17 protein-coding genes and 2 pseudogenes are annotated in these 20,701 nt (G+C 67.4%); 6 read left to right on the top strand and 13 right to left on the bottom strand.

Annotated elements, in window-relative coordinates; genetic code table 11:
- The first annotated feature begins 18 nt into the window (after positions 1-18).
- From AB0B96_RS28080 to AB0B96_RS28090, 3 genes and pseudogenes are all read left to right on the top strand, one after another.
- On the top strand, positions 19-720 hold the full coding sequence (locus AB0B96_RS28080; protein ID WP_355613689.1) for a VOC family protein: 702 nt from the start codon (positions 19-21) through the stop codon (positions 718-720).
- A pseudogene (locus tag AB0B96_RS28085) lies at positions 713-1,777 on the top strand (PLP-dependent cysteine synthase family protein). Before AB0B96_RS28080 ends, AB0B96_RS28085 begins: the two are co-directional and overlap by 8 nt.
- Positions 1,778-1,853: 76 nt before the next feature.
- Positions 1,854-2,150 (top strand): hypothetical protein, encoded by a 297-nt coding sequence (locus tag AB0B96_RS28090; RefSeq protein WP_355613662.1) that lies wholly within the window; start codon positions 1,854-1,856, stop codon positions 2,148-2,150.
- A gap of 767 nt (positions 2,151-2,917) precedes the next feature.
- On the opposite strand, the gene AB0B96_RS28095 is transcribed toward AB0B96_RS28090, so the two are convergent.
- The 6 genes from AB0B96_RS28095 to AB0B96_RS28120 form a co-directional block, all read right to left on the bottom strand.
- A complete protein-coding gene (locus AB0B96_RS28095) occupies positions 2,918-3,250 on the bottom strand; it encodes a hypothetical protein (RefSeq protein WP_362903325.1) in 333 nt (110 codons plus the stop codon).
- Between the two features lie 279 nt (positions 3,251-3,529).
- Positions 3,530-4,966 carry an ABC transporter substrate-binding protein gene (locus AB0B96_RS28100; protein WP_362903327.1) on the bottom strand — a complete coding sequence of 479 codons (1,437 nt, stop codon included), beginning with the start codon at positions 4,964-4,966 and terminating at the stop codon, positions 3,530-3,532.
- A 146-nt stretch (positions 4,967-5,112) separates the two neighbouring features.
- Entirely contained in the window at positions 5,113-6,975 is a 1,863-nt protein-coding gene (locus tag AB0B96_RS28105) for an ABC transporter ATP-binding protein (RefSeq protein WP_362903329.1), read from the bottom strand.
- Positions 6,968-7,849: an ABC transporter permease gene (locus AB0B96_RS28110; protein ID WP_355613655.1), complete on the bottom strand. Its 882-nt coding sequence runs from the start codon at positions 7,847-7,849 to the stop codon at positions 6,968-6,970. The genes AB0B96_RS28105 and AB0B96_RS28110 overlap by 8 nt, the downstream gene beginning before the upstream one ends.
- Complete coding sequence (locus AB0B96_RS28115) at positions 7,846-8,811, bottom strand: ABC transporter permease (RefSeq protein WP_355613653.1); 966 nt, start codon at positions 8,809-8,811, stop codon at positions 7,846-7,848. Before AB0B96_RS28115 ends, AB0B96_RS28110 begins: the two co-directional genes overlap by 4 nt.
- 433 nt (positions 8,812-9,244) lie before the next feature.
- Positions 9,245-9,463: a hypothetical protein gene (locus AB0B96_RS28120; protein ID WP_362903332.1), complete on the bottom strand. Its 219-nt coding sequence runs from the start codon at positions 9,461-9,463 to the stop codon at positions 9,245-9,247.
- 2 nt (positions 9,464-9,465) lie between these two features.
- Between AB0B96_RS28120 and AB0B96_RS28125 the strand changes: the two are divergent.
- Positions 9,466-9,720, top strand: a pseudogene (locus AB0B96_RS28125) (transposase family protein); the annotation flags it as partial.
- A gap of 223 nt (positions 9,721-9,943) precedes the next feature.
- Positions 9,944-10,570, top strand: a complete 627-nt coding sequence (locus AB0B96_RS28130; protein WP_362903522.1) for an ISAs1 family transposase — start codon at positions 9,944-9,946, stop codon at positions 10,568-10,570.
- On the opposite strand, the gene AB0B96_RS28135 is transcribed toward AB0B96_RS28130, so the two are convergent.
- The 4 genes from AB0B96_RS28135 to AB0B96_RS28150 form a co-directional block, all read right to left on the bottom strand.
- Positions 10,475-11,326 (bottom strand): GntR family transcriptional regulator, encoded by an 852-nt coding sequence (locus AB0B96_RS28135; protein ID WP_362903334.1) that lies wholly within the window; start codon positions 11,324-11,326, stop codon positions 10,475-10,477. The genes AB0B96_RS28130 and AB0B96_RS28135 overlap by 96 nt on opposite strands.
- Before the next feature lie 85 nt (positions 11,327-11,411).
- Entirely contained in the window at positions 11,412-12,662 is a 1,251-nt protein-coding gene (locus AB0B96_RS28140; protein WP_355613649.1) for an acyl-CoA thioester hydrolase/BAAT C-terminal domain-containing protein, read from the bottom strand.
- On the bottom strand, positions 12,659-14,533 hold the full coding sequence (locus tag AB0B96_RS28145) for an alpha/beta fold hydrolase (RefSeq protein WP_362903336.1): 1,875 nt from the start codon (positions 14,531-14,533) through the stop codon (positions 12,659-12,661). Before AB0B96_RS28145 ends, AB0B96_RS28140 begins: the two co-directional genes overlap by 4 nt.
- 233 nt (positions 14,534-14,766) lie before the next feature.
- A complete protein-coding gene (locus AB0B96_RS28150; RefSeq protein ID WP_362903524.1) occupies positions 14,767-15,939 on the bottom strand; it encodes an aminotransferase class I/II-fold pyridoxal phosphate-dependent enzyme in 1,173 nt (390 codons plus the stop codon).
- 115 nt (positions 15,940-16,054) lie between these two features.
- On the opposite strand from AB0B96_RS28150, the gene AB0B96_RS28155 reads away from it, so the two are divergent.
- Complete coding sequence (locus AB0B96_RS28155) at positions 16,055-16,537, top strand: Lrp/AsnC family transcriptional regulator (RefSeq protein ID WP_355613645.1); 483 nt, start codon at positions 16,055-16,057, stop codon at positions 16,535-16,537.
- A 9-nt stretch (positions 16,538-16,546) separates the two neighbouring features.
- Here the strand turns inward: AB0B96_RS28155 and AB0B96_RS28160 are convergent, their stop codons facing one another.
- From AB0B96_RS28160 to AB0B96_RS28170, 3 genes are read right to left on the bottom strand one after another with little or no spacing between them, the layout of a single operon-like run.
- Positions 16,547-17,956: a carboxyl transferase domain-containing protein gene (locus AB0B96_RS28160; RefSeq protein ID WP_362903338.1), complete on the bottom strand. Its 1,410-nt coding sequence runs from the start codon at positions 17,954-17,956 to the stop codon at positions 16,547-16,549.
- On the bottom strand, positions 17,953-19,161 hold the full coding sequence (locus AB0B96_RS28165; protein WP_362903340.1) for a CoA transferase: 1,209 nt from the start codon (positions 19,159-19,161) through the stop codon (positions 17,953-17,955). Before AB0B96_RS28165 ends, AB0B96_RS28160 begins: the two co-directional genes overlap by 4 nt.
- The gene (locus AB0B96_RS28170) at positions 19,158-20,555 is read right to left on the bottom strand and encodes a M20 family metallopeptidase (protein WP_355613638.1); all 1,398 of its coding nucleotides are present in this window, start codon (positions 20,553-20,555) and stop codon (positions 19,158-19,160) included. The genes AB0B96_RS28165 and AB0B96_RS28170 overlap by 4 nt, the downstream gene beginning before the upstream one ends.
- Between the last annotated feature and the right edge of the window lie 146 nt (positions 20,556-20,701).

Below are 20,701 nucleotides of genomic sequence, written 5' to 3' on the forward strand. Positions count from 1 at the left end.
ACTGGTGGGCAGAGCAAGGTGGACCATGTCGTCGTGTCGGTGCGCGGACTCGACGAGGCAATCGCTCGATGGAGCCGGGCAGGGCTCACGGCGGTTCCTGGCGGCAGCCATCCGACCGGTACGACGAACGCGCTCGTTCGCGGCCCGAGGGACGCGTATCTGGAGCTGATCGACGCAGTCGAGGAGTCGTCCCACGCCACGGCCCGAGCGGTTCGTTCGCGGGTGGGACCGCTGACCTGGGCCATCAGCGTCCCCGAGCTCGACGCCTGCCGCCGGCGGCTCCTGGACTACGGTGTGGAAACGGGCGACCCGGTCGAGAGCAGCCGGGTCGCTCCTGACGGCGAGACCTACGTCTGGGAGACCTGCGAGATAGCCGGGCACGTCCTGCACCCGTTCGTCCCGTTCCTGATCCGATGGAAGTCGGGGATGCCGAGGGGGCCAGTACGCGGTCCGGCGATCAGCTCGTTGGACTTGGAGGTACCGGATCCGGCCTGGTTGCAGGGCCTCCTCGTCTGCTGCGGCCTGTCGCCCGACGACGCCGAACCGGGGACACCGGCGGTGACCGACGGTGACCTCACGGTCCGGCTGCGTGAAGGGAGTGCTGGAGTCGTCGCCGTCGACTGGGCGATCGCTCCTCCTGAACCTCACGTGCTCCTCGACGGCCTCGTGTGCAACGTTCGCTGGCACGCTGATCCGGTGGGCTCGGTACCCCGTGCCTAGGACGACCAGTGAGCAGCGTGCCTGGATTGCCGAGGCGATCCGGCGGCTCGATGCCGACGCGAACCGGAGTGCCGACACTCATCTGTATGTCGTACCGCTGTCGGTCGAGGGCATCGACCTGTACCTCAAGGACGAGTCGGTCCATCCGACCGGCAGTCTGAAGCACCGGCTGGCGCGATCGCTGTTCCTGTACGCGCTGTGCAACGGGTAGATCGGTCGCGGCAGCACCATCATCGAGGCGTCCAGCGGCTCGACGGCCGTGAGCGAGGCTTACTTCGCGCGGTTGATCGGCCTGCCCTTCGTCGCGGTCATGCCGAAGTCGACCAGCCCCGAGAAGATCTCCTTGATCGAGTTCTACGGCGGTCGGTGCCACCTGGTCGACGACGCCGTTGCCGTGTACGACGAGGCGCGCCGGCTCGAGGCCGAGACCGGCGGCCACTACCTGGACCAGTTCACCTACGCCGAACGTGCGACCGACTGGCGCGGCAACAACAATATCGCTGAGTCGATCTTCGAGCAGCTGCGCTCCGAGCGGCATCCGTGTCCGTCGTGGATCGTGGTGGGGGCGGGCACGGGCGGCACGTCAGCGACCATCGGACGGTTCGTCCGGTACCGCCGGTTCGACACCCAGGTCCTGGTGGCCGATCCGGAGAACTCGGCGTTCCTGGACGGTTGGGAGCAGGACACGTCGGGCGCCACGACCTCGGCTCCCTCACGGATCGAGGGTATCGGTCGGATGCGTGTCGAGCCGTCGTTCGTCGGTGGCGTGGTCGACGACATGATCCGGGTGCCCGACGCCGCATCCATCGCCGCGGTCCGCTGGGTCTCCGGGGTTCTGGGTCGTACCGTCGGCGGGTCCACCGGCACCAACATCTGGGCGAGCCTGAAAGTGGTCGAGCGCATGCGCGACGCGGGACAGACCGGAAGCATCGTCACGCTGCTCTGCGACGGCGGCGAACGCTACGCCCACACCTACTACAACGACGCCTGGCTCCTCGACCAGGGCCTCGACCTCGAGCCCTACCGCGGGTTCCTGGAGAGGTTTGACGTGCGTTGAGTGCAGCGCCGACGACCTAGGTGTCGCGCCAGGTCAAGAAGTCGTCGCATGGGATCAAGACGACTCCGATGGCGCCTTGGCACGCTTCGAGGATTCTGCCCTCACCCCGGGCCGGTTCCGGCCCGACGAAAGGATCCCGATGCGCCGCACGAAGCCTCGCCGGCTCGCGCCCCTGGGCGCCACCGTTCTGCTGGCAGCACTGCTCGGTGGAGCGTTCACCGATCCGGCCGTCGCCGACGACGCGTCGTACCGGCGCGGCTACCAGCTGGGCCTGGAGGCCTACCGCTACGGCCTGCCGCTGGTGACGACCGAGAAGACCTTGCAACCAGACCAGCATCGAGGTGTGTGGCAGTTCTCCTTTCGAGCGCAGTGAGGCGACTTCTTCGCGGTCGCTGTCCAGTGGCGGGTCTGTGAGGTGCTTGTCGGCACTGATAAATCGCGGATCGGAGGAACTGATGTGTAGCGAAACGACGAAGGCGCTGAGAGCTCGACGACGCGAAGCGTCGACGCGAGTCGATCAGCTGATCGCGGAAGCCGACGAGCGCACCCCGTTCGGTTCCGCGCGGCGGGCTCGGATCAACGCGGCGGTGCGTGAGGACCGCCGGGCGCTCACTGCGCTCGGTTCCGCCGAGGGTGCAGTTGCGGTCGCTGAGGCAAGGGCTGGGGCTGCGCTCTCGCGGCTCATCGAGGACGGATTATCGCGCAATGAGGTCTACGAATCGCTCGGCGTCAGCCGGGCAGCTGGGCGACGACTCATCAGTCTGTGCGTCTCTACGCGGCGCGCTCCCGATGGTCTGTCCACAGACACCGCCCGGGGTGGTCCTCAGCCGGGCTGCGACACCGGTGCTCTCACCGAGGTAGTAGTCATCCGCACGGGATCGATCGGCCTCGACATAGGCCCGTACTGCTGCCGCTGCGCCGCGGTAGAACTTCACACCGCCATGCACCCAGACCACCTCGGATCACCCGTCCAACGCGTCCGTCGATAACAAACGGACCCTCAGAAATGCGTCGTGGGCCGCCCGATCACGGGCGACCCATCTACGGTCCTTCGTAGCATGCGTGCCGACATCGTGGATCTTCGCGTGTTGGCAGGTGTATCCGGGCAAGATCCGCGGTGTCATCGACGACTAACAACTGTCAATCGTTTGGGGCCTTCGAGAAGTCCAGCAGATGTGATTTGGGGCGCTCCTGGAGTCCGTCGCTCGCAGCAATCGCGTTTGTGGGCTTGGTAGGGGTTCTCAAAGTCTCTACGGAGGTCCACCATTTGGTCGAAGTTCTAAGCCTGCCCCCGTGATCGGTGGGCAGGATTTCTTCGTGCCGGTCCAGGTGGATGTCGGGGTGGAGCTGGCCGGTGCGCTGCCAGAGCTCGGCGTGGAGCCGGTTGGTGGGGTTGAGGATGGTCTCGTAGACGCCGGTGAACTCAGAGCGCACGTCGAGGTCTTCGGTGAGGGTGATCTTGGTGAAAAACACCTGGTTGCACAGCCGCTTGTGTGCCTCGTCGCAGGCGAGGTAGAAGATGTGGGCGTTGTGCCCCCGGGTCCATCCAGGGATTGATGGAGTAGAGCACGTCGAAGTACTGCGGAGGACACATCAGGACGTGCTTGGCGCGAGCGCGGCGCTCGGTGGACGGCAGTACGGATGCGGACAGAATCGATGACACAGCAGATCTCTATCTGATGAGGAATGGGGCCACGAGCACCGACGTCGACACCCGCCGACAGGTCGTGGCCCGGCGCGGCTGTGGGCTCTCTACTTCAGGTAGAGCGGGTACGGCGATCCCATCGCGTACTGCGAGAAGTTCTCGAACGAGATCTTGGGATCGTGCGCGAAGACGGCCTGCTGCGTGTAGACCGGGATGTACCCGACCTCCGCCGCGTTGGCCTTCAACGCACCGACGACGGCGTCGAGCTGCTCCTTGCTCTGCGCTCTCGCAGAGCTTGCGGTTCGAATGAAGCCGTCAAGACCGGGGACGTCGAGGTTGGCGTAGTTCGATCCGCCTGCCGGCAACCCGTCGGCACGCATCAGGGTGTTCGGGTAGAAGTTCGGGTCCGGTGACAGACTCGAGTACGTCGACACGGTCAGCTCGATCTTGTGATCGCTCGAGTTGGTCAACCACTCAGCCCCAGGCTCTCCCTTGATCTTGATCGTGAGACCGATCTTGGCAGCCTCCTCCTTGAGGATCTCGGTCGCCCGCACGAAGGACGGGTAGGTCGAGATGACCTCGGCCACGATCGTCGCGCCGTCGGCGTACGCCGATTGCTCCAGCTCCCGCTTCGCGGCGTCGAGATCGTAGTCGTACGACGCGATCTGGTCGTACGCCGTCGCGACGTCCTCCTTCGGAAGCTCCGTCCACACCCGCTGCGACGTCATGTAGGGCGCCGGGTCTCCGAATCCCCTCAACGCCGACTTGATGATCGCCTCGCGGTCCACGAGGTGGGCGATGGCCCGTCGAACGTGCACATCGGCCAAGGGGCCCTTGTCGGTCAGGAGGGTGATGTAGCCGAGCGTCTCGGTGGGCGCCTTCGTGAGCTCCGAGCTCGATCCGGCGAACGCCGTTCCGTCACCACCGACGACACCGTCCACGTCGCCTGCTCGAAGTGCGGCTGCTCCCGGGACGGGCGCGGCGAAGACCAGCTTGACCGTCTTCCACGACTCCTTGAAGTCGTCCCCGGTCTCGGCAGCGCCCCACCACCCGTCGTTCTTGACAAAGGTCATGCCGGCGCTGGAGTTGAAGTCCTTCGGCTTCCACGGCCCGGTGCCCATCGTCAGCACACCAGGTCCACCGAGATCCTTCTCGTGAGCCTCGGCGAACTTCTTCTCGACGATCTGCCCGGCGTACGCCGGGGTGTACTGCCACGCCGAGTCGGGCTGCTTGAGCTTGACGGTGACTTCCATCGGGCCCGTGGCCGTGATCGTGTCGACGGACTTGTACTTGCTCGCGGTCTGCGCGGTCTGGTCCTGGTACCGGCGCAAGGAGTACACGACGTCATCGGGAGTGACTTCGGCGTCGTTCCAGAACTTGACGCCTTCGCGCAGGGTGTAGACGTAGGTAAGAGGATCTGGGTTGTCTACCTTGGTGGCGAGCGCAGGCTGCACCTTGCCGGTGTTGTCGAGCTTGATCAGGCCTTCGAGCGCGAGCCCGTTGACCCAGAGCGCCGGCTGATCGTACTGACGAGCAGGGTCCATGCTGCGAATACCGCTGGTGGCGATAGTCAGGGTCCCGGTCGACCGGTCTTCGCCGGCGCCGTCGTCCGAGGACGAACTACACGCACCTGCGACCAACAGAACTCCCAGGGCAGCGATGCCCATGCGAAGCCTGCGGACGGATCTGTTCATACCTGACCCATCTGTGAGTGCTTCCCCAGCCAGTCGGATGACGTTCTGGGCACTGCTTCAAGCAGCTGTTTCGTGTACCCCGAGTTCGGAGAATCCATAATTTCTGCGGTGCCCGCCTCCACGACCCGGCCCTTCTCGAGCACGTAGACGGTGTCCGCGACCTGGCGCACCACGGCCAGGTCGTGCGTGATGAAGAGGAGGGCGATGCCCGTCTCCCGACGGATGTCGTTGAGAAGGTTCAGGACCTGTGCTTGGACCGAGACGTCCAGAGCGGACACGGGCTCGTCACAGATCAGCAGCTCCGGATTGAGCGCCAGGGCCCGCCCGATCGCGATCCGCTGCCGCTCGCCACCGGAGAGCGCCGCAGGCCGACGTGCGGCGTAGTGCGGTCGGAGCCCGACGCGCTCGAGCACCTCGGCCACCGTCAAGACCCGGGGATCGCCGGACAGTGCCGCCTGGCGGCCGGCCTCCGCCAGGGTTTGACCGACGGTCATCCGCGGATTGAGCGAGGAGTACGGGTCCTGGAAGACGTACTGCACCTTCGAGCGCCAGGTTCGGAGGTCCGAGCGCGACATCCGGGACCCCTGGGTGATGTCGATCCCGAAGACCTCGGCGGCGCCACTGGTGATGGACTCCAGCCCGACCAGGCAACGACCCAGGGTCGTCTTGCCAGAACCCGATTCGCCGACGAGCGCGACGGCTTGCCCTTGGCGGACCGTCAGCGAGACCTCCTTGAGGGCGGCCACCGCCTTGTTGCCGTGGCCGTACTCCTTGGAGACACCCTCGAGCGAGACGACGACCGGCGCCGACACGTCCTGCGGCGCAGCCAGCTGCTCGCCCTTCTCGACGATCTCGAACCTGGCATCCAGGTCACGCCGGATCTCGTCGACGCGGATGCAGGCCGACGCACGGTCGTCGTCGATCTGCACCAGCTGAACTCGCTGCCGCGAGCAGTCCGGAGTGGCCCACTCGCACCGTTCGGCGAATCGACACCCGATCCGCCGTTCACGGACGTGCGGCAGCTCTCCCTTGATGACAGGAAGCCGGGCGAGCCGACGGCCCAGCGGTGGCTCCGAGGCAAGCAGGCCCAGCGTGTACGGATGTCTCGGCGACCTGGACAGCTCGTCCGACGGGCCGGCTTCCATCATGGCGCCGGCGTACATCACGTAGACGCGGTCGCAGGCCGCGAACGCGACGCGCAGGTCGTGGGTGATCATGATCATCGACATCCGTCGCTGCCGCTGGATCGAGATCAGGAGCTTGAGGATCTCCTGCTGCGTCACGGTGTCCAGCGCCGTCGTCGGTTCGTCGGCGATGATCATGTCGGGGTCCGTCGCCAGCGTGGCGGCGATGCCCACCCGTTGACGCATGCCACCCGAGAGCTGGAACGGGTACCGGCGCGAGACGGCGGGGTCCGTGATCCCGACCTCTTCCAACCGCCGCTGCACCTCGGCGCGACGTTCAGCCTTCGACATCGCGCGGTACTGCGGCTTCTCGCGCAGCACCTCTTCGAGGTGGTGCCCGACCCGCATCAGCGGGTTCAGCATCGTGAACGGGTCCTGAAGGATCATGCTGGCCTGCCGACCGCGCACTCGGCGCATGTCGCGCTCCGATGCGGTCAGCACGTTGATGCCACCGAGCTGCGCAGAGCCCGTGGTGTTGAACCCTGCCGGGAGCAGCTGGAGAAGGGACCGGACCGACAGCGACTTGCCGCTCCCGGACTCGCCGACGATACCGATCGTCTCGCCGAGATCGACGTGAAGGTCGACGCCGTCGACGAGTATCCGTTCTTCTCCGCCGACGCTGTGGCCGATCGTCAGGTCATCTACGTCGAGGAGCCTAGAAGCGTGCTCAGGCATTGCGGCCTTCCTTCGTGGACAGCCGGTCGAAGACGAAGTCGCCCAGGGCGTTCACGCTCACGGCGGCGAAGATGATCGCGAGCGCAGGGCCGACCGCGGTGAGAGGGTTGTCGAGCAGGATCGCCTGGCTCTCGGCCAGCATGGTGCCCCAGTCGGCGCTGCCCGGTGTCGATCCGAGACCGAGGAACGAGAGAGCCGACAGGTTGATGAGTGCGAATGCGAAGCTCAGGAACGCTTGCGAGACGGCCAGCGGCAGGACGTTCGGCCACAGGTGCCGGAACATGACGCGTGTTCGCGACATGCCGAGCGTTCGAGCAGCTTCGACGTACGGTCGCGACTTCTGCTCGATGGTGGCCGCACGAACCAGTCGGGTGTCATAGGGCGCGGACAGGAACATGATCACCGCGACGGCGACCCAGTAGCCGCCTCCAAGCACGCCGATGGCGACGATGGCGACCAGGACGCCAGGGAGCGCGTACATCAGGTCGACCCACCGCATGATGATCCCGCCCGGAATCCCGCCGACGTAGCCGGCGATCAACCCCAGCACGGAGCCGATGACGAAGGCTCCGAGCGCGATGAGAAGCGGGCCGTACAGCGCCGTCCGCGCACCGAGCACGACCCGCCCGAAGATGTCGCGCCCCAAGTCGTCGGTACCCAGCCAGTGGTCACCGGAGATCCCTTGCAACCCGTTGCTCAAGGACTGCACGTTCGCGTTCGGCACCAGCATGGAGCCGAACAGGCCGGCGACGACGATGCACGACAGGTAGCCGATGCACAGCATCACGCTGATCGACGGAATCCGGCGGCGAGCGCGTCGGTCGGTTGCTGCGTCCGCCGGCGCCTCGACGCCGGTGGTCGGTTCGATGCTCATCGGCTGTCCCCACTCAGGGCGATTCGCGGATCCACCGCGAGGTAGGCAAGGTCGGTCACCAGGTTGATGAGGAACACGGTCGCTGCCATCACCAACGTCACCCCTTGGACGACCGGGAGGTCCTTCTGCTGGACCGCGCTGATCAGGAGACTGCCCAGGCCCGGAAGGGCGAAGGTCGCCTCGACCACGACGGCTCCGACCATCACGAAGCTCAGGACGACGCCGGCAGCGGTGATGACCGGGACCAGGGAGTTCCGCAGGACGTAGTTGAACAGCAGGCGGGACGGCTTCACCCCTCGAGCCCTCGCGGCGATGATGTAGTCCTGGCCCGCGACCTCGATGACGGCTGTCCTCGTGTAACGGACGACCAGAGCAATGGTCGCTGTGCTAAGAGCCACCGCCGGCAGGATCAGGTGCCGCAGCCGATCGACTCCGCCCTCACCTGCACCGATCGCAGGCAACCAGTTGAGCTGACCGGCGAGCACGATGATCAGCAGGATTCCGATCGCGAACGACGGCGCGCTCACCGAGATCATCGAGATCTGGGAGACGAACCGGTCCACGAACCTGCCTCGCTTCAGGCCGGCCAGCATCCCGAGCGGAATACCCAGGGCCATCGTGATCAAGAAGGTCAGGGTTCCCAGCTGCACGGTGACGCCGCCGCGCTCCAGGATCGCGGACGAGACTCCCTGGCCGGTGAGGACCGACTGGCCCAGGTCGAAGTGCAGGGCGTCGGTCAGCCAGTTCCAGTACTGGACCAGGAACGGGTCGTCCAGGTTGTAGCGCGCGCGAATCGCTTCCATCGTGTCCGGGGTCGCGGGCAGGGTGCCCAGCAGCAACCGCACCGGATCGCCGGGCGCCAGTGCCAGCAACGAGTAGATCCCGAACGAGTAGACGACCAGCAGGATGGCCGCTCCAGCGAGACGTCCGAGGACGTATCGAAGTGTGGAGCGCAATGTCATGGGTCGATCGCTCATTTCGGTAGACGGAGTAGCGAGTATCGCCGGTAACAGCCTTGTCGGACCGTACTCGCGTGTTAATAAACATGTCAACAGATTCGACGATGGTTTTCCCATCGAATTGGGGACGGACGAGGGCACGACGACACCCACGACCGATGCCGCCGCTCGTCGCGGTGCCCGGGACTCAGACGTCTCGCAACCGGCAGGGCGCATCGGGGTAGCGCACCTGCGACCACGTGCGGTGGGAAAGTCGATCGCAGTCGACCCGGGTCGTGTTGCCGGTGCCCGCGTTCGCCGTCAGGCGGGTGCCGGGCCGAACGCACAGGTCATGCCTGCGCGCCCTAATCGCTCTTGGCCGTGGACGAGAGCCACCGCGGGTCGTCCAGGGCCGACGGAGTTCTCGAATGCTGAGACGGCTGGGTGAGGCGGCAGGTCACAGGTCGATCGCGTACGGCGTGGCGAAGTCCTGATATGCAACAAGGCCCCGTAGAACGGCGGTTTCCACACCAAGCCGACCAACGGAGCCTCGTTGTCCGTGCAGTTTGCCATGCCGCCCGTGCTGTCCGCCATCACCACCGCTGTCGACGACGCTGGACAGTGTGAACATCCGGATTCCAGCGGCGAGGCCGTGGACATGGCCGATCTTCGCCATGTGTGGGCGCAGATCCCGATCCGCGTGATCCTCACGGGCGACGACACCGGCTGGTCGTCATCCTCGCGCTGGTCCAGGCGGCGATCACCTCCGGCGCGACCTCCTACGCGGCGATCCGGCACTGGATCGCCAGATGCCCTCAGCATGTCCTGGAGCAGATCGGAGCCCGGCGCGATCGGCGGACCGGCCGCTACCAGGCTCCGCATCCCGACACGGTGTGCCGCACGATCGCGCGGGTCAACGCGGCGCATGTGGACGCCGCCTACGCCGCGCACCGGGCCGGACAACTGCGGGAGCTGTACGACGACCCCGGCGAGTTGATCCCTATGACCGTCGACGGCAAGACCCAACGCGGCACCGCCACCCCCGGCAAGTCCGCCCGCCATCGCCTCGGCGCGCAGTTGGCCGTCGACGCCCTCATGGTCGCGACGATCGACGTCGGCTCCAAATCCAACGAGATCACTGCCTTCGCCCCCGCTGCTGGACCAGATCGGCTGCCTGAAGAACGTCGTGATCAGCGCCGACAGGCTCCATACGCAGCGGGAGCACGCCCGCTACCTGCACCGGCGCGAAGCGTTCTACGTCTTCCCGGTCGGCGGCAACCAGCCGGGCTTGTTCGATCAGCTCGACGCCCTGGCCTGGAAGGACGTGCCGATCGGATGGACCACCTACGACCGTGGCCACGGCCGCACCGAGGTCCGCACCATCCAGGTGATGCCCGCCCCGCCCGGAACCCGCTTCCCGCACGTCAAACAGGTCTTCCTCCTCGAACGGCACGTCTATGACCTGCGCTGGAAGCCGTTGTCGAGCGTCGCGGTGCTGGGCGTCACCCACCTGCCCGCGACGCTGGCCACTCCACGTCGCCTGGCCGAGCTGGTGCGCGGCGAATGGTCGATCGAAAACAAAGATCATTACGTGAGAGACGTCACGCTCGGGGAGGACCGGTGCAGGGTCCGTACCGCCTCGGCACCGTCGATCCTGGCCACCATGCGCAGCTACGCGATCGGCGCGCTACGCCTGCTCGGCTTCACCGACATCGCCGACGGCACCCGATGGGCGCGCGACGACTTCCGTAACCCGCTGATCGCCCTGGGTCTCACGATGTGAGAACTCCTTCAGCCCTGGCGGGTTGTCGGCGACGTCCCACGGCAGGTCGATCGGCTCTCCGGACGGCGGCTCGTCCGGGAACAGCGCGTCGAACAAGGTGCGCAAGTTGTCACGGAGGTGCCGCACGACCGAGGCGCGTGCCCGGTCGGCGTCCTTGGCAGCGATCGCGTCGAACGTCTCCTGGTGCTCGGGGTCGTTGAAGAAGACGTAGGACTGGCTAAGGTACCCCGGCACCAGGGCCCAGAATCGTTGCATCTCGTCCTGGAGCGTGCCGATCATCGCTGTCAGGCGCCCGTTCCCCGAGATGCCCGCGATCATCTGGTGAAACTGACGGTGCAGCCCGCTCATCGTCTCGACGACCTCCGGGTCGTTCGGTGAGCGTCCTTCCAGGCGCTGCACCTCCGACATCGCGTTGGCGTGAGCGAGCTCGAACGCCGACGCGTGCGCCGGCGTGAAAGCGGCGGCTGCCAGTTCCGCAGCCAGGCACTCGAGCCGAATTCGAATCTGGAACAGGTCACGAATCTCGTCGAGGTTGATGGGCGTGACCGTGTAGCCGACTCGCGGCTGAGCGACGAGGTAGCCCTCGGCGACAAGACGCTTCAGCGCCTCGTGGGCAGGCGTCCGGCTGACCTCCATCTCCTGCGCGATCTGATGGGCCGCCAGCACGTGCCCCGGCCGAGCCTGGCCGGTCAGGATCCGAGCCTTGATGTTGGTGTAGACCATGGCGGCCAGGCCACCATGCGCGGCGTCCTTCATCGTGCCTTCTCCTACGATTTCTGACGTTCGTGTTTCGACCGAACCAACCTGCAACTGGACGGAGGATGGCGTCGCAGCCCGCCCATCATGACAGCGACTCCTCCAGGAAGTCGATCAATGCCGCCCAGGCGGCGACGCGCGCCTGAGCCGTCCCCCGGCGTGTCCCGCCGTACGCGTACGCCACACCGTTGACCGGATGGACCGTGGTCGTCACGACCGGCGTGAACGGCAGACCCAGGTTGTGGCCGGCGCCGGGGAACACCAGTCGACGGGTCGCAGCCGGCGCACCCGCGGCTCGCCTGCGACTCAGCAGAACGTCGCTGAGCTCCACCGAGTCCCACATCAGGTCGTCGCCCCCGCAGAGGAGGAGCACTGGCCCGTCGAACTGCTCGATCGGGATCGCCGCCTTCTCGAGGTCGTTCTCACCCGTCGACTCGATCGCTGCACGGAATCCCGGCGCCGCGGCGATGCCGCCCGCCGTCTCGACGGAGCGACCAGGCACGAGACCCTCCCCCAGGACCGCTGGCAATGGCCTACCGGCCAGCGTCCAGGCGGCGCCGTCCCGGCCGTCCGAGGTGAAGGAACCCCAGACGTAGCCGGTGGGGACGACCGCGGCCACGGCCTTGACGCCCGGAACGTGCGCCCCGACCAGCAGACTAAGCTCGGCTCCCCGCGACTGACCCTTGACGGCGATCGCTCCCGGCCGGACCTCGTCGAGAGCGGCCAGCCACTCAACGGCCGTCGCGACGTACTCGATCGGCAGCTCGAACAGATCGTCGGGTCGGCCGGGGTAGTTGAAGCAGGCCAGGGCCAGGCACACGAACCCCCGACTGGCGAGCAGCTCTGCTTCCTCCTCGTTGATCCCACCCCCCGATCCGGACAGGGTGATGACCGCGGGTCTCGGTCCGGGATCCGCCGGGACGAACAGTCGCCCGGCCAGCGGCGCCTCCAGCTCGCGCGAGGTCACCCCTTGACGCCGGAACTCGCGGACGTAGCGAGCCTCGGCCGAGCGATCGCCCTGCTCCACCTGGAGGGTCCAGGCGAACTCGTCGTTCGCCGGCGCTGGCCCGGTGGCGGTGCCCGGACGTGCCTCCAGCGACCACAGGAGCGCGGTGGGATCCGGCTCCTCGAATCCGTCGAGAGCGGTCGTTCCGAGGTCCACGACTCCGTGTTCGTCGGCCACCGCCGTGAACCTGCCGACCCAATCAGCGCCCTGGAATCCGGGCAGGTTGACGAGGAAGGTGACCGGGTCGTGAGGAACGGCACCGGTGACGCGCACCTCGAACGGCGTGTCCGCGAGCGACCTGGTCGCCGGACCCTCGATCCTGAAGCTCATCCGGGGTTGCTCATGTCTTGGCCTCGCGACTTCATGGTGCCGTCGAACCAATCGATGATGGCATCGAGACGCAGCTCCCGGTGACGGGGCGACCCGCTGTCGTGGAACATGTGGCTCGCTCCCGGGAACGACAACAGCTCGGTGTGCTGGCCAGCACGTTTCAGCGCCGAGAAGAACCGGCGGCCCTGGCTCGGGGGGCAGCGCAGGTCCTGCTCGGCCACCATCACCAGGACGGGGATCGAGACGTCCTCGGCAAAGGTCAGCGGAGACTTGATCCGCTGCGTCTCAGGATCGGCTCCGATGTAGAGGTGCGTGTAGTCCACGTCGTCATCGATGTCGGAGTCGCACCAGTCCACGGTGGCTCGGTCGACGATCGCCGAAGCGAACCGGTCGGACGTCGCCGCCAGCCACGCTGCCATGAATCCGCCGTACGACGCCCCGATGACGCCCACCCGATCGGGATCGCCGCCGAAGTCGTCGACAGCGATGTCGACGAGCGCCATCAGGTCCTGGACGTCGACGTCACCGAACGCATGACGCACCGCTCGGCCGTGCTCGGCCCCGTAACCTGCCGAGCCACGCGGATTGCCCATGACGACCACGTAGCCGGCGTCAACACACGCCTGAGCCTGGTCGAGCAGCCGCCACCCGAAGTACCGGTGAGGTCCGCCGTGCACCGCGAGGATCACCGGGAAGGGGCCGGCGCCCAAGGGGCGGAGGATCCACCCGTGCACCGGGTGGCCGTCGGCAGCGGTTCCGGCCACCTCGCGCATCGGCGCCACCGGTGCCGCGGCCGACAACGTCGCACCGAACGCCGTGAGGCGCCGCGCTCCGGTCGGCGTGACGCAGCTGAGCTCGCCAGCCTCCGTGTCGCTCGCCACCGCGGCCACGACCAGCCCGCCGACCGCGTCGTACCCCAGCACTTGAGTCGGCCCGGAGATCACGTCAACGACGTCGCCGCCTGCCTCCACACGCACGAGGTCGACGGCGCCTCGCCGAGCGACCATGGCCAGGACGCCCTGATCGGTCACCGCAAGTGCGGGTCCTGCGGCCGTCGGGACCAGGTCCATCGTCTCCGCGTCGGTCAGGCGTTCCGCTGGCAGTGCACCGGTGTCAGTCAGCTCGGCGACCCACAGGGACGTCGGGTTCAGGTAGGTCTCGTTGAACCGGTCGCCGATCTCGGTCCCCAAGAAGTACACCTGGTCACCGCGCGCGCTGAAGACGGGATGGCTCGCCCTCAGGCTCGTCTGCGTCACCGGCGTCACGTGGCCGTCACTCGTCGACATCACGAACACGTCCCGCGCAGGCACCGTGTCCCGATCAGCATGGCGAGCTGCCACGAACGCAAGTCTCGTGCCGTCCGGACTCCACGCAGCGAACTCGTGGTCGGCGTCCCCGGCAGTGTACTGGGAGACCGCACCGTCGGCTAGGTCCACACCGAAGATCTGCTTCCTTCGGCCGATCGTGTAGCCGACGCCATCCTCGCGATAGCGCAGCTCAGTGATACGACGCGGCGGCTCGGAGGCCGCTGTCTGCGCGATCGGTGCGACGTAGCGCCCCGCCTCCGGAACGCGCGCGACGTAGGCAAGGGTGGCCGAGTCCGGCGCCCACCGCGGCGAGGAGACACCCAGGGGATGACTGGTGAGCCGGCGGGGGTCGCCTCCCGCCGCAGGAAGCAGGTAGAGCTGAGGTCCGGAACCCGCGACCGAGCGGGTGAACGCCAGCCAACGGCCGTCGGGCGACCAGCACGGTTCGCGATCAAGCTCGCCGGAGGTGAGCCGGGACGGGGCGGGGCCGCCGTCAAGCGGAACCAGCCACAGGTCTGCGTAGTAGCGGTCCGCCGCCAGGTCCACGCGTTCGACGGAGACCACCGCGTGACCACCGTCCGGGGACAAGGACGGCGAGCCGATCGACTGGATGAGCCCGAGGTCGGACGCTTTCATCGCCGGGCCCCAAAAAATGCACCAGAAAGTGCCCCAGATACTGCCCCAGATACGGCCACTGCCATTTCGGCTTCCTCACAGATCGAGCTGCGCGTACGACGATCAGAGCAGGGGCGAGAACCCGGGCGCCCAGTCGACCGTTTGTCATGTTAATCAACATGTTAGCGCAGTCCTCGATCAAGATCCTCGATCAGGTCACGGGTTGACTCGAGTCCGATCGACAGGCGCACCAGGTTCTCCGGTGGGCGCGCCTCAGCGCTGACGGGACGATGGGTCAGGGCCGCGGGATGCTGGATCAGCGAGTCGATCCCGCCGAGCGAGACAGCATGCGTGAACAGCCTGACGCTCGAGGTGAGCCGCACAGCAGCCTGGTATCCGCCAGCCAAGGAGACAGCGAGCATGGCTCCGGTCCCGCGCAGCTGGGAGGAGAGCAGACCGCGCGGATCGCCGTCCAGTCCGGGGTAGTAGACGCGCTCAACGGCTGCCTGCTCCACCAGCCATGTCGCGATCGTCGCCGCGCTGGACTGCTGAGCCCTGATCCTGACCGGCAAGGTGCCCAGCCCCCGGTGCGCGAGGTACGCGGCAAGCGGATGCAGCACACCGCCGGTGATGGCTCGCACCTGCCGCAGCCGTTGGGCATCCGCCGCTCCGCACGCGATCACTCCCGCGACGACGTCGCCGTGTCCGCCGATGTACTTCGTGGCGCTGTGCAGCGACATCGCAGCCCCGTGGCTCAAGGGGTTCTGAAGCACCGGCGTGGCGAAGGTGTTGTCCACCAGTACCGGGACGCCGCCCGCACTGTCGACGACGCCAGCGATATCCACCAGCTCGAGCGTGGGATTGGCCGGGGTCTCGACAACGACCAGAACCGTATCGGTCCTCATCGAGGCACGGACCTCGGACTCAGCGCAGAACGTCACCTCGACCCCGGCCACCGCCCCCGAGGCCAGGAGGTGGTCGGTTCCGCCGTAGAGCGGCCGGACGGCCACCACGTGTCGCGCGTCCCTCGAGGAGGCGAACGCTGAGATCGCTGCGGTCATCGCCGCCATCCCTGAGCTGAATGCCACCGCCTCATCTGCGCGCTCCAGCTGCGCGAGGGCCGACTCGAAGCGCGCGACCGTGGGGTTCCAGAGCCGGGCGTAGACCGACCCGCCGTCACGCAGCGGCCGGCCCCCGGTCGCCAGGGACTCGTACGAGTCGCCGCCACGGGCGATGTCCGGAAGGGGATTGGTGGTGGACAGATCTATCGGCAGGGCGTGAATGCCCAGCTCGGCCAGGTCCTCCCGACCAGCGTGGACAGCCAGCGAATCAAGGTTTCCCCAGACATCAGTCATCACGCGACCAGAGTAGTGATTCCACGAAACATAGCCACAAGATTCAGCGGATCAGCAACTCATCACGGAGAATCTGAGATTCTGGCTCATATCCAAGGCGGAGGGAGCAGGTCTGTTGCAGAGAACGCAACCACCACGGCTCGACGACATCGACCGGCGCATCCTCGATCTGCTCCACCACGACGCGGAGCTGACGAACAAGGCCCTGTCCGTCCGGCTGGGGATCGCCGAATCGACGTGCGCCTACCGGATCCGGGCACTGCGTGAGGCCGGGACGATCATCGGGCGTCGGCTCACCGTCGACTTCAGGCATCTCGGTCGTCCGCTGCAAGCGGTGATCAAGGTCCGGCTGGGAGCCCACGACGAGAGGAGCGTGCGCGAGCTGTACGACGACCTCACGCACGCACCCGGGGTGATCCAGGCATTTCACGTCGCCGGCGAGGACGACTTCCACCTCCATGTGGCCGTCGCGGACGCGGAGGCACTGCGTGACTTCGTCCTCCACCACGTCACGGTCCATCGCGTCGTTCGTCAGACGGAGACGCAGCTTATCTTCGAGCACCGCAGTGGCTCGGGCCCGCACGTCGCGGAACCGTGAGCCCGGCGTTCACCGCGGCGAGGCGCCCAGGCCCGCCCCAGCACCTGCTGACGGACGACCGCTGGTCACTCCTACCGGGTCCAGCCAGGCGACGATCGCGTCTGCGGTGCCACCGGCACCGTCGGCCGCACCCGGACCGAGCAGCTCCTGCACAACTCCGTCCTCGAGCAGTTGTCGGGCACCGATCCGCTGCACCTCTGCCGCATCTCGGACTCGGGTGGGATCGCCGAACAGCAGTGTCGCCGTGCCGGCTGGAGGGAGAGGTGCCAACCACGCCCCTTCCACGGCGGCACTCCGATCGGCACCCATCAACGCCAGTGCACCGCCGCCAGCCCCTCGATCGAGCAGCACGGTGGCGGTCGGCACGGTCAGGCTGGTCATCAGGCCGATGGTCGCGGAGATCTCCCGCGCCATGCCGTGCCGCTCGCCGTCGACGGACAGCTCCGCCCCCGCGGTGTCCACGAGCGTGACGAAGGGCAGACGCAGCGACTGGGCGATCTCCATCCCGCGTCGAGCCAGATGAAGATCGGCGATCGACGTACCGGACGTGTCAGCCGCTCCTCGCGACTGGCTGAAGATGACCCATCCTCGGCGCCCGAGCCTGCCGAGGTGCAGCTGCGCTCCCCCTTCGCGGTGCCCGAAGCGAGAACCGCTGACCCTCACGACGTTGCTGAACCGGGCGCGGACCTGGCTCGCGAGATCCAGGTCGTCGGCCCGTTCCGGTCCCGCGCCACCCGCGGTCGGGCCGCGACCGCCGATCGCTCGCGCCGATTCTGCGACCACCGCCGCCAGGTCTGGCAGTGAGAAGGCACCGTCGATCACGCCAACGGAAGCCAACGCGCCCCCCTGCTGCACGCCGTCCGGCAGTGCCGCAGCTCCCAGCGCGTCAACCACCTTCGGACCGAGGAAGGCGACGAGGGCCAGCGGATCCGCCCAGGTCAGGTGTCCTTGCGTCGCCCAGGAGGCATACACACCGCCGGTCGTGGGATTCCTCAAGTAGCTGACGTAGAGCAGTCCGCTCGCGGCGTGCTCGCGAGCGGCGCCTGCGAGCTCGATCATCCGGTGGAAGGCCGAGGCGCCCTCCTGCATCCGGGTGCCCCCGGACGCTGGCAGCGCGAGCACCGGCAGCCCTTCGACCCTCGCACGGTGGAAGGCGCGAGCGATGCGATCGGCGGCGACATGTCCGATGGTCCCGCCCAGGAAACGGAACTCGCTCACGATCAGCGCGAACCGCTCGCCCTCGATCTGTGCCGATCCGGTGATCACGGCCTCGTCGGTCCCGGCCTTCGCCGCTGCCTGCCGGAGGAGGTCCTGGTAGGCGACGGGGAGGCCCTGGAGATCAGGAGGCGCGTCCCACGACTCGAACGAGCCGCGGTCGGCAACCGTGGAGACCACGTGAGCCGCACTCGGCACCGTCATCCCTGTCCCTCGATCGCCGCACGAATCGCCGCTCCGTGCTGGTCCAGGACCGGCGGAGGGGTGTGGGACCGGGGCGTGACTTCTGCCCCCTCCACATCGAAGAAGCGCAGCGGCGGACCGGGCAGCTCCAGCCGGCCCAGGGTCGCGTGCTCGACGTCGATGAGCAGGCCCTGGCTCCTGGTCTGCTCCCAGTCGTACACCTCATCGATGCTGCGCACACGGCCCGCTGGTATGCCGATGGCCGTCAGGCGATCAAGGAGCTCCGCAGCCGACCACCGGGAGAAGACCTCCTCGATGTACGGCACCAGGGTGTCGAGGTTCGCCGCACGGTCGCCGTTCGTGCCGAACGGCGGCCGGGCCGGGTCCAGCCCGAAGCCCGCGCAGAACTCCCGCCACAGCTTCTCGCTGCCGACCGCGATCTGCACGGCGCCGTCCCGGCACTGGAACAACCCGTACGGCGCGATCGCGGAATGGTGGTTCCCCTGGGCGCGGCCGACCTCACCGGCAACCGTACACCGGGTCCCTTGGAAACCGTGAACGCCGACTACAGCCGAGAGCAGCGAAGTCCGTACGACGCTGCCCGCACCCGTGCGATCTCGCTCCCGCAACGCTGCCACGACACCAAATGCTCCGTACATTCCGGCCAGCAGGTCGGCGATCGGTGTGCCAACCTTCTGCGGCTCGTCCGGAGACGGGCCGGTCAGCGACATCAGCCCGGCTTCGCCCTGCACGACCTGGTCGTATCCCGAGCGGCCCCCTTCGGGACCGTCATGACCGAAGCCGGTGATGGAGAGGATCACGAGACGAGGATTCACCTGGTGGAGGCGCTCGACCCCGAGCCCCAGTCGGTCCAGCACGCCGGTGCGAAAGTTCTCGACCAGAACATCGGCCTGGCGGATCAGCCCCAGGAGCACGCCTCGTTCCGACTCCTGCTTGAGGTCGATGACGATCGATTCCTTGTTCCGGTTCGCGGACAGGAAGTAGGTGGACTCCCGGCCGCCGACGTCGCCACCCTCGGGGTCGCCGGCCGACTCGGGCCAGCGGAACGGTGGCCCCCAGCCGCGGGTGTCGTCACCGCGTTCCGGGATCTCGACCTTCACGACGCGCGCACCGAGATCGCCCATCATCATCGTCGCGTGCGGTCCCGCGAGAGCTCGGGAGAGATCGACCACGAGGAGGCCGCTCAGAGGTCCGTTGCCGGTCATGCGCGCGCCTCCGCGGACGGGGTCAGGTCGCCGAGGTCCCACAGCAGCCCGGCCATGATTCCGAGGGACTCCTTCGCCAGACTCGCCAGGAGGTGCTCATCAGGAGCATGTTGTGAGCACCCGGGGTACGAGTGCGGGATCCAGATGGTCGGGATGCCCAGTACGTCGGCGAAGCAGTCGTTGGGGAACGTGCCCCCGAGATTCGGAAGGATCGTCGGCACCTTTCCCGTCGTACGCTCGACCGACGTCGCAGCCCACGAGACCCACTCGTTGTCCTGGTCCAGCCGGGTAGCCGCTGTGCCTTCGTCCACCTCGACGTCGACCAGCTCGAACCCGTGCGCGTCCAGGTGCGTGCGCACCGTCTGCTCGAGGGCGGACCAGTCGGTTCCGACGACGAACCTCAGCTGGCACCTCGCCGCGGCCATGCCGGGGATCGCGTTCTCCGGCCCGGTTGATGAGCCTGCATCCAGGCTCAGGACCTCGAGGGTGTTCCAGCCGTAGAGCCGTTCGGGAGCACTCAGCCCCGGTTCACCCCAGTCCTCGATCGCCGGCGCCGTCGGTCCGCCGTCGATCTCGATCCTGCTCAAGATCGTTCGGATCGACTCCGGGATCTCGGCGGGCCGCAACCCCGCCACCAGGATCCGGCCTCGCGCGTCGACCATGGTGGCGAGCGCGTTCGCGAGCAGGACGGCTGGATTGCTGAGCAGACCACCCCAGTTGCCCGAGTGGTAGTCACGCGGTCGCAACGCCGCCCGAAGCGTGAAGGACACCTCACCACGGGTGCCGAGCACGAGAGTGGGGCTCTGCTCCGAGACCCGGGTCCCGTCCGAGGCCAGCAGGACGTCGGCGGCGAGCTCGCCCTCGGCCAGCGCCGTACAGACGTCTCGCAACCCGGGCGAGCCGATCTCCTCCCCCATGTCCATGAGGACCGTGACGTTGAACCCGAGCCGCCCCTCCCGCGCGACCAGCACCTGTTCGAGCGCCGCGAGATTGATGGCGTGCTGGCCCTTGTTGTCACAGGATCCGCGGCCGTACCACCGGTTGCCGTCCACCACGAGCCTCCACGGCGACCACGGTTCGCTCCAACGCGCGGCGTCTCCCAGGACGACGTCACCGTGGCCGTAGACGAGAACCGTCTGCAACGACGGGTCCTCGATGCGGCGCGCCAGCAAGAAGGGCGGCATCCCGGCGACCGGGTTCTCGACGAGCCGCCACTCGAACCCGCACCGCTGGAGGACCGGAACAATCTCGTCCCTCAAGTAGCTCAGGTGCACCTCGGCGCGCTCACCGGACTCGCTCTCGGTCGGGTAGGCGACCTTGCGTTCCAGCTCCCGGAGCAGACCACCTGACTCCAGGTAGCCCTCCGCGAGCTCGATCGCGCGCGAACGCGTCATGACACCCTCCTCCGGCTGGATCTCGATCGGGTCGGACGCCCCGTCGTCGCCGACAAGCCAAGCGCACCCACGGGCGCGCGACCATCACCGATTCTGGAAGCCTCTGTTGCCGATTCGGGAACGCTCGATCGGCGGCTGCGGTCGGC

It is taken from the genome of Streptosporangium sp. NPDC049046, assembly GCF_040649155.1.
In the GTDB taxonomy this organism is placed as follows: domain Bacteria; phylum Actinomycetota; class Actinomycetes; order Streptosporangiales; family Streptosporangiaceae; genus Streptosporangium.

Excerpts from the sequence above, each read along its gene's own strand:
- AB0B96_RS28100 (WP_362903327.1), bottom strand. The coding sequence starts at position 4,966 with ATGGACCCTGCTCGTCAGTACGATCAGCCGGCGCTCTGGGTCAACGGG.
- AB0B96_RS28105 (WP_362903329.1), bottom strand. The coding sequence starts at position 6,975 with ATGCCTGAGCACGCTTCTAGGCTCCTCGACGTAGATGACCTGACGATC.
- AB0B96_RS28110 (WP_355613655.1), bottom strand. The coding sequence starts at position 7,849 with ATGAGCATCGAACCGACCACCGGCGTCGAGGCGCCGGCGGACGCAGCA.
- AB0B96_RS28115 (WP_355613653.1), bottom strand. The coding sequence starts at position 8,811 with ATGACATTGCGCTCCACACTTCGATACGTCCTCGGACGTCTCGCTGGA.
- AB0B96_RS28120 (WP_362903332.1), bottom strand. The coding sequence starts at position 9,463 with ATGGCGAAGATCGGCCATGTCCACGGCCTCGCCGCTGGAATCCGGATG.
- AB0B96_RS28135 (WP_362903334.1), bottom strand. The coding sequence starts at position 11,326 with ATGAAGGACGCCGCGCATGGTGGCCTGGCCGCCATGGTCTACACCAAC.
- AB0B96_RS28140 (WP_355613649.1), bottom strand. The coding sequence starts at position 12,662 with ATGAGCTTCAGGATCGAGGGTCCGGCGACCAGGTCGCTCGCGGACACG.
- AB0B96_RS28150 (WP_362903524.1), bottom strand. The coding sequence starts at position 15,939 with ATGACTGATGTCTGGGGAAACCTTGATTCGCTGGCTGTCCACGCTGGT.
- AB0B96_RS28160 (WP_362903338.1), bottom strand. The coding sequence starts at position 17,956 with ATGACGGTGCCGAGTGCGGCTCACGTGGTCTCCACGGTTGCCGACCGC.
- AB0B96_RS28165 (WP_362903340.1), bottom strand. The coding sequence starts at position 19,161 with ATGACCGGCAACGGACCTCTGAGCGGCCTCCTCGTGGTCGATCTCTCC.
- AB0B96_RS28170 (WP_355613638.1), bottom strand. The coding sequence starts at position 20,555 with ATGACGCGTTCGCGCGCGATCGAGCTCGCGGAGGGCTACCTGGAGTCA.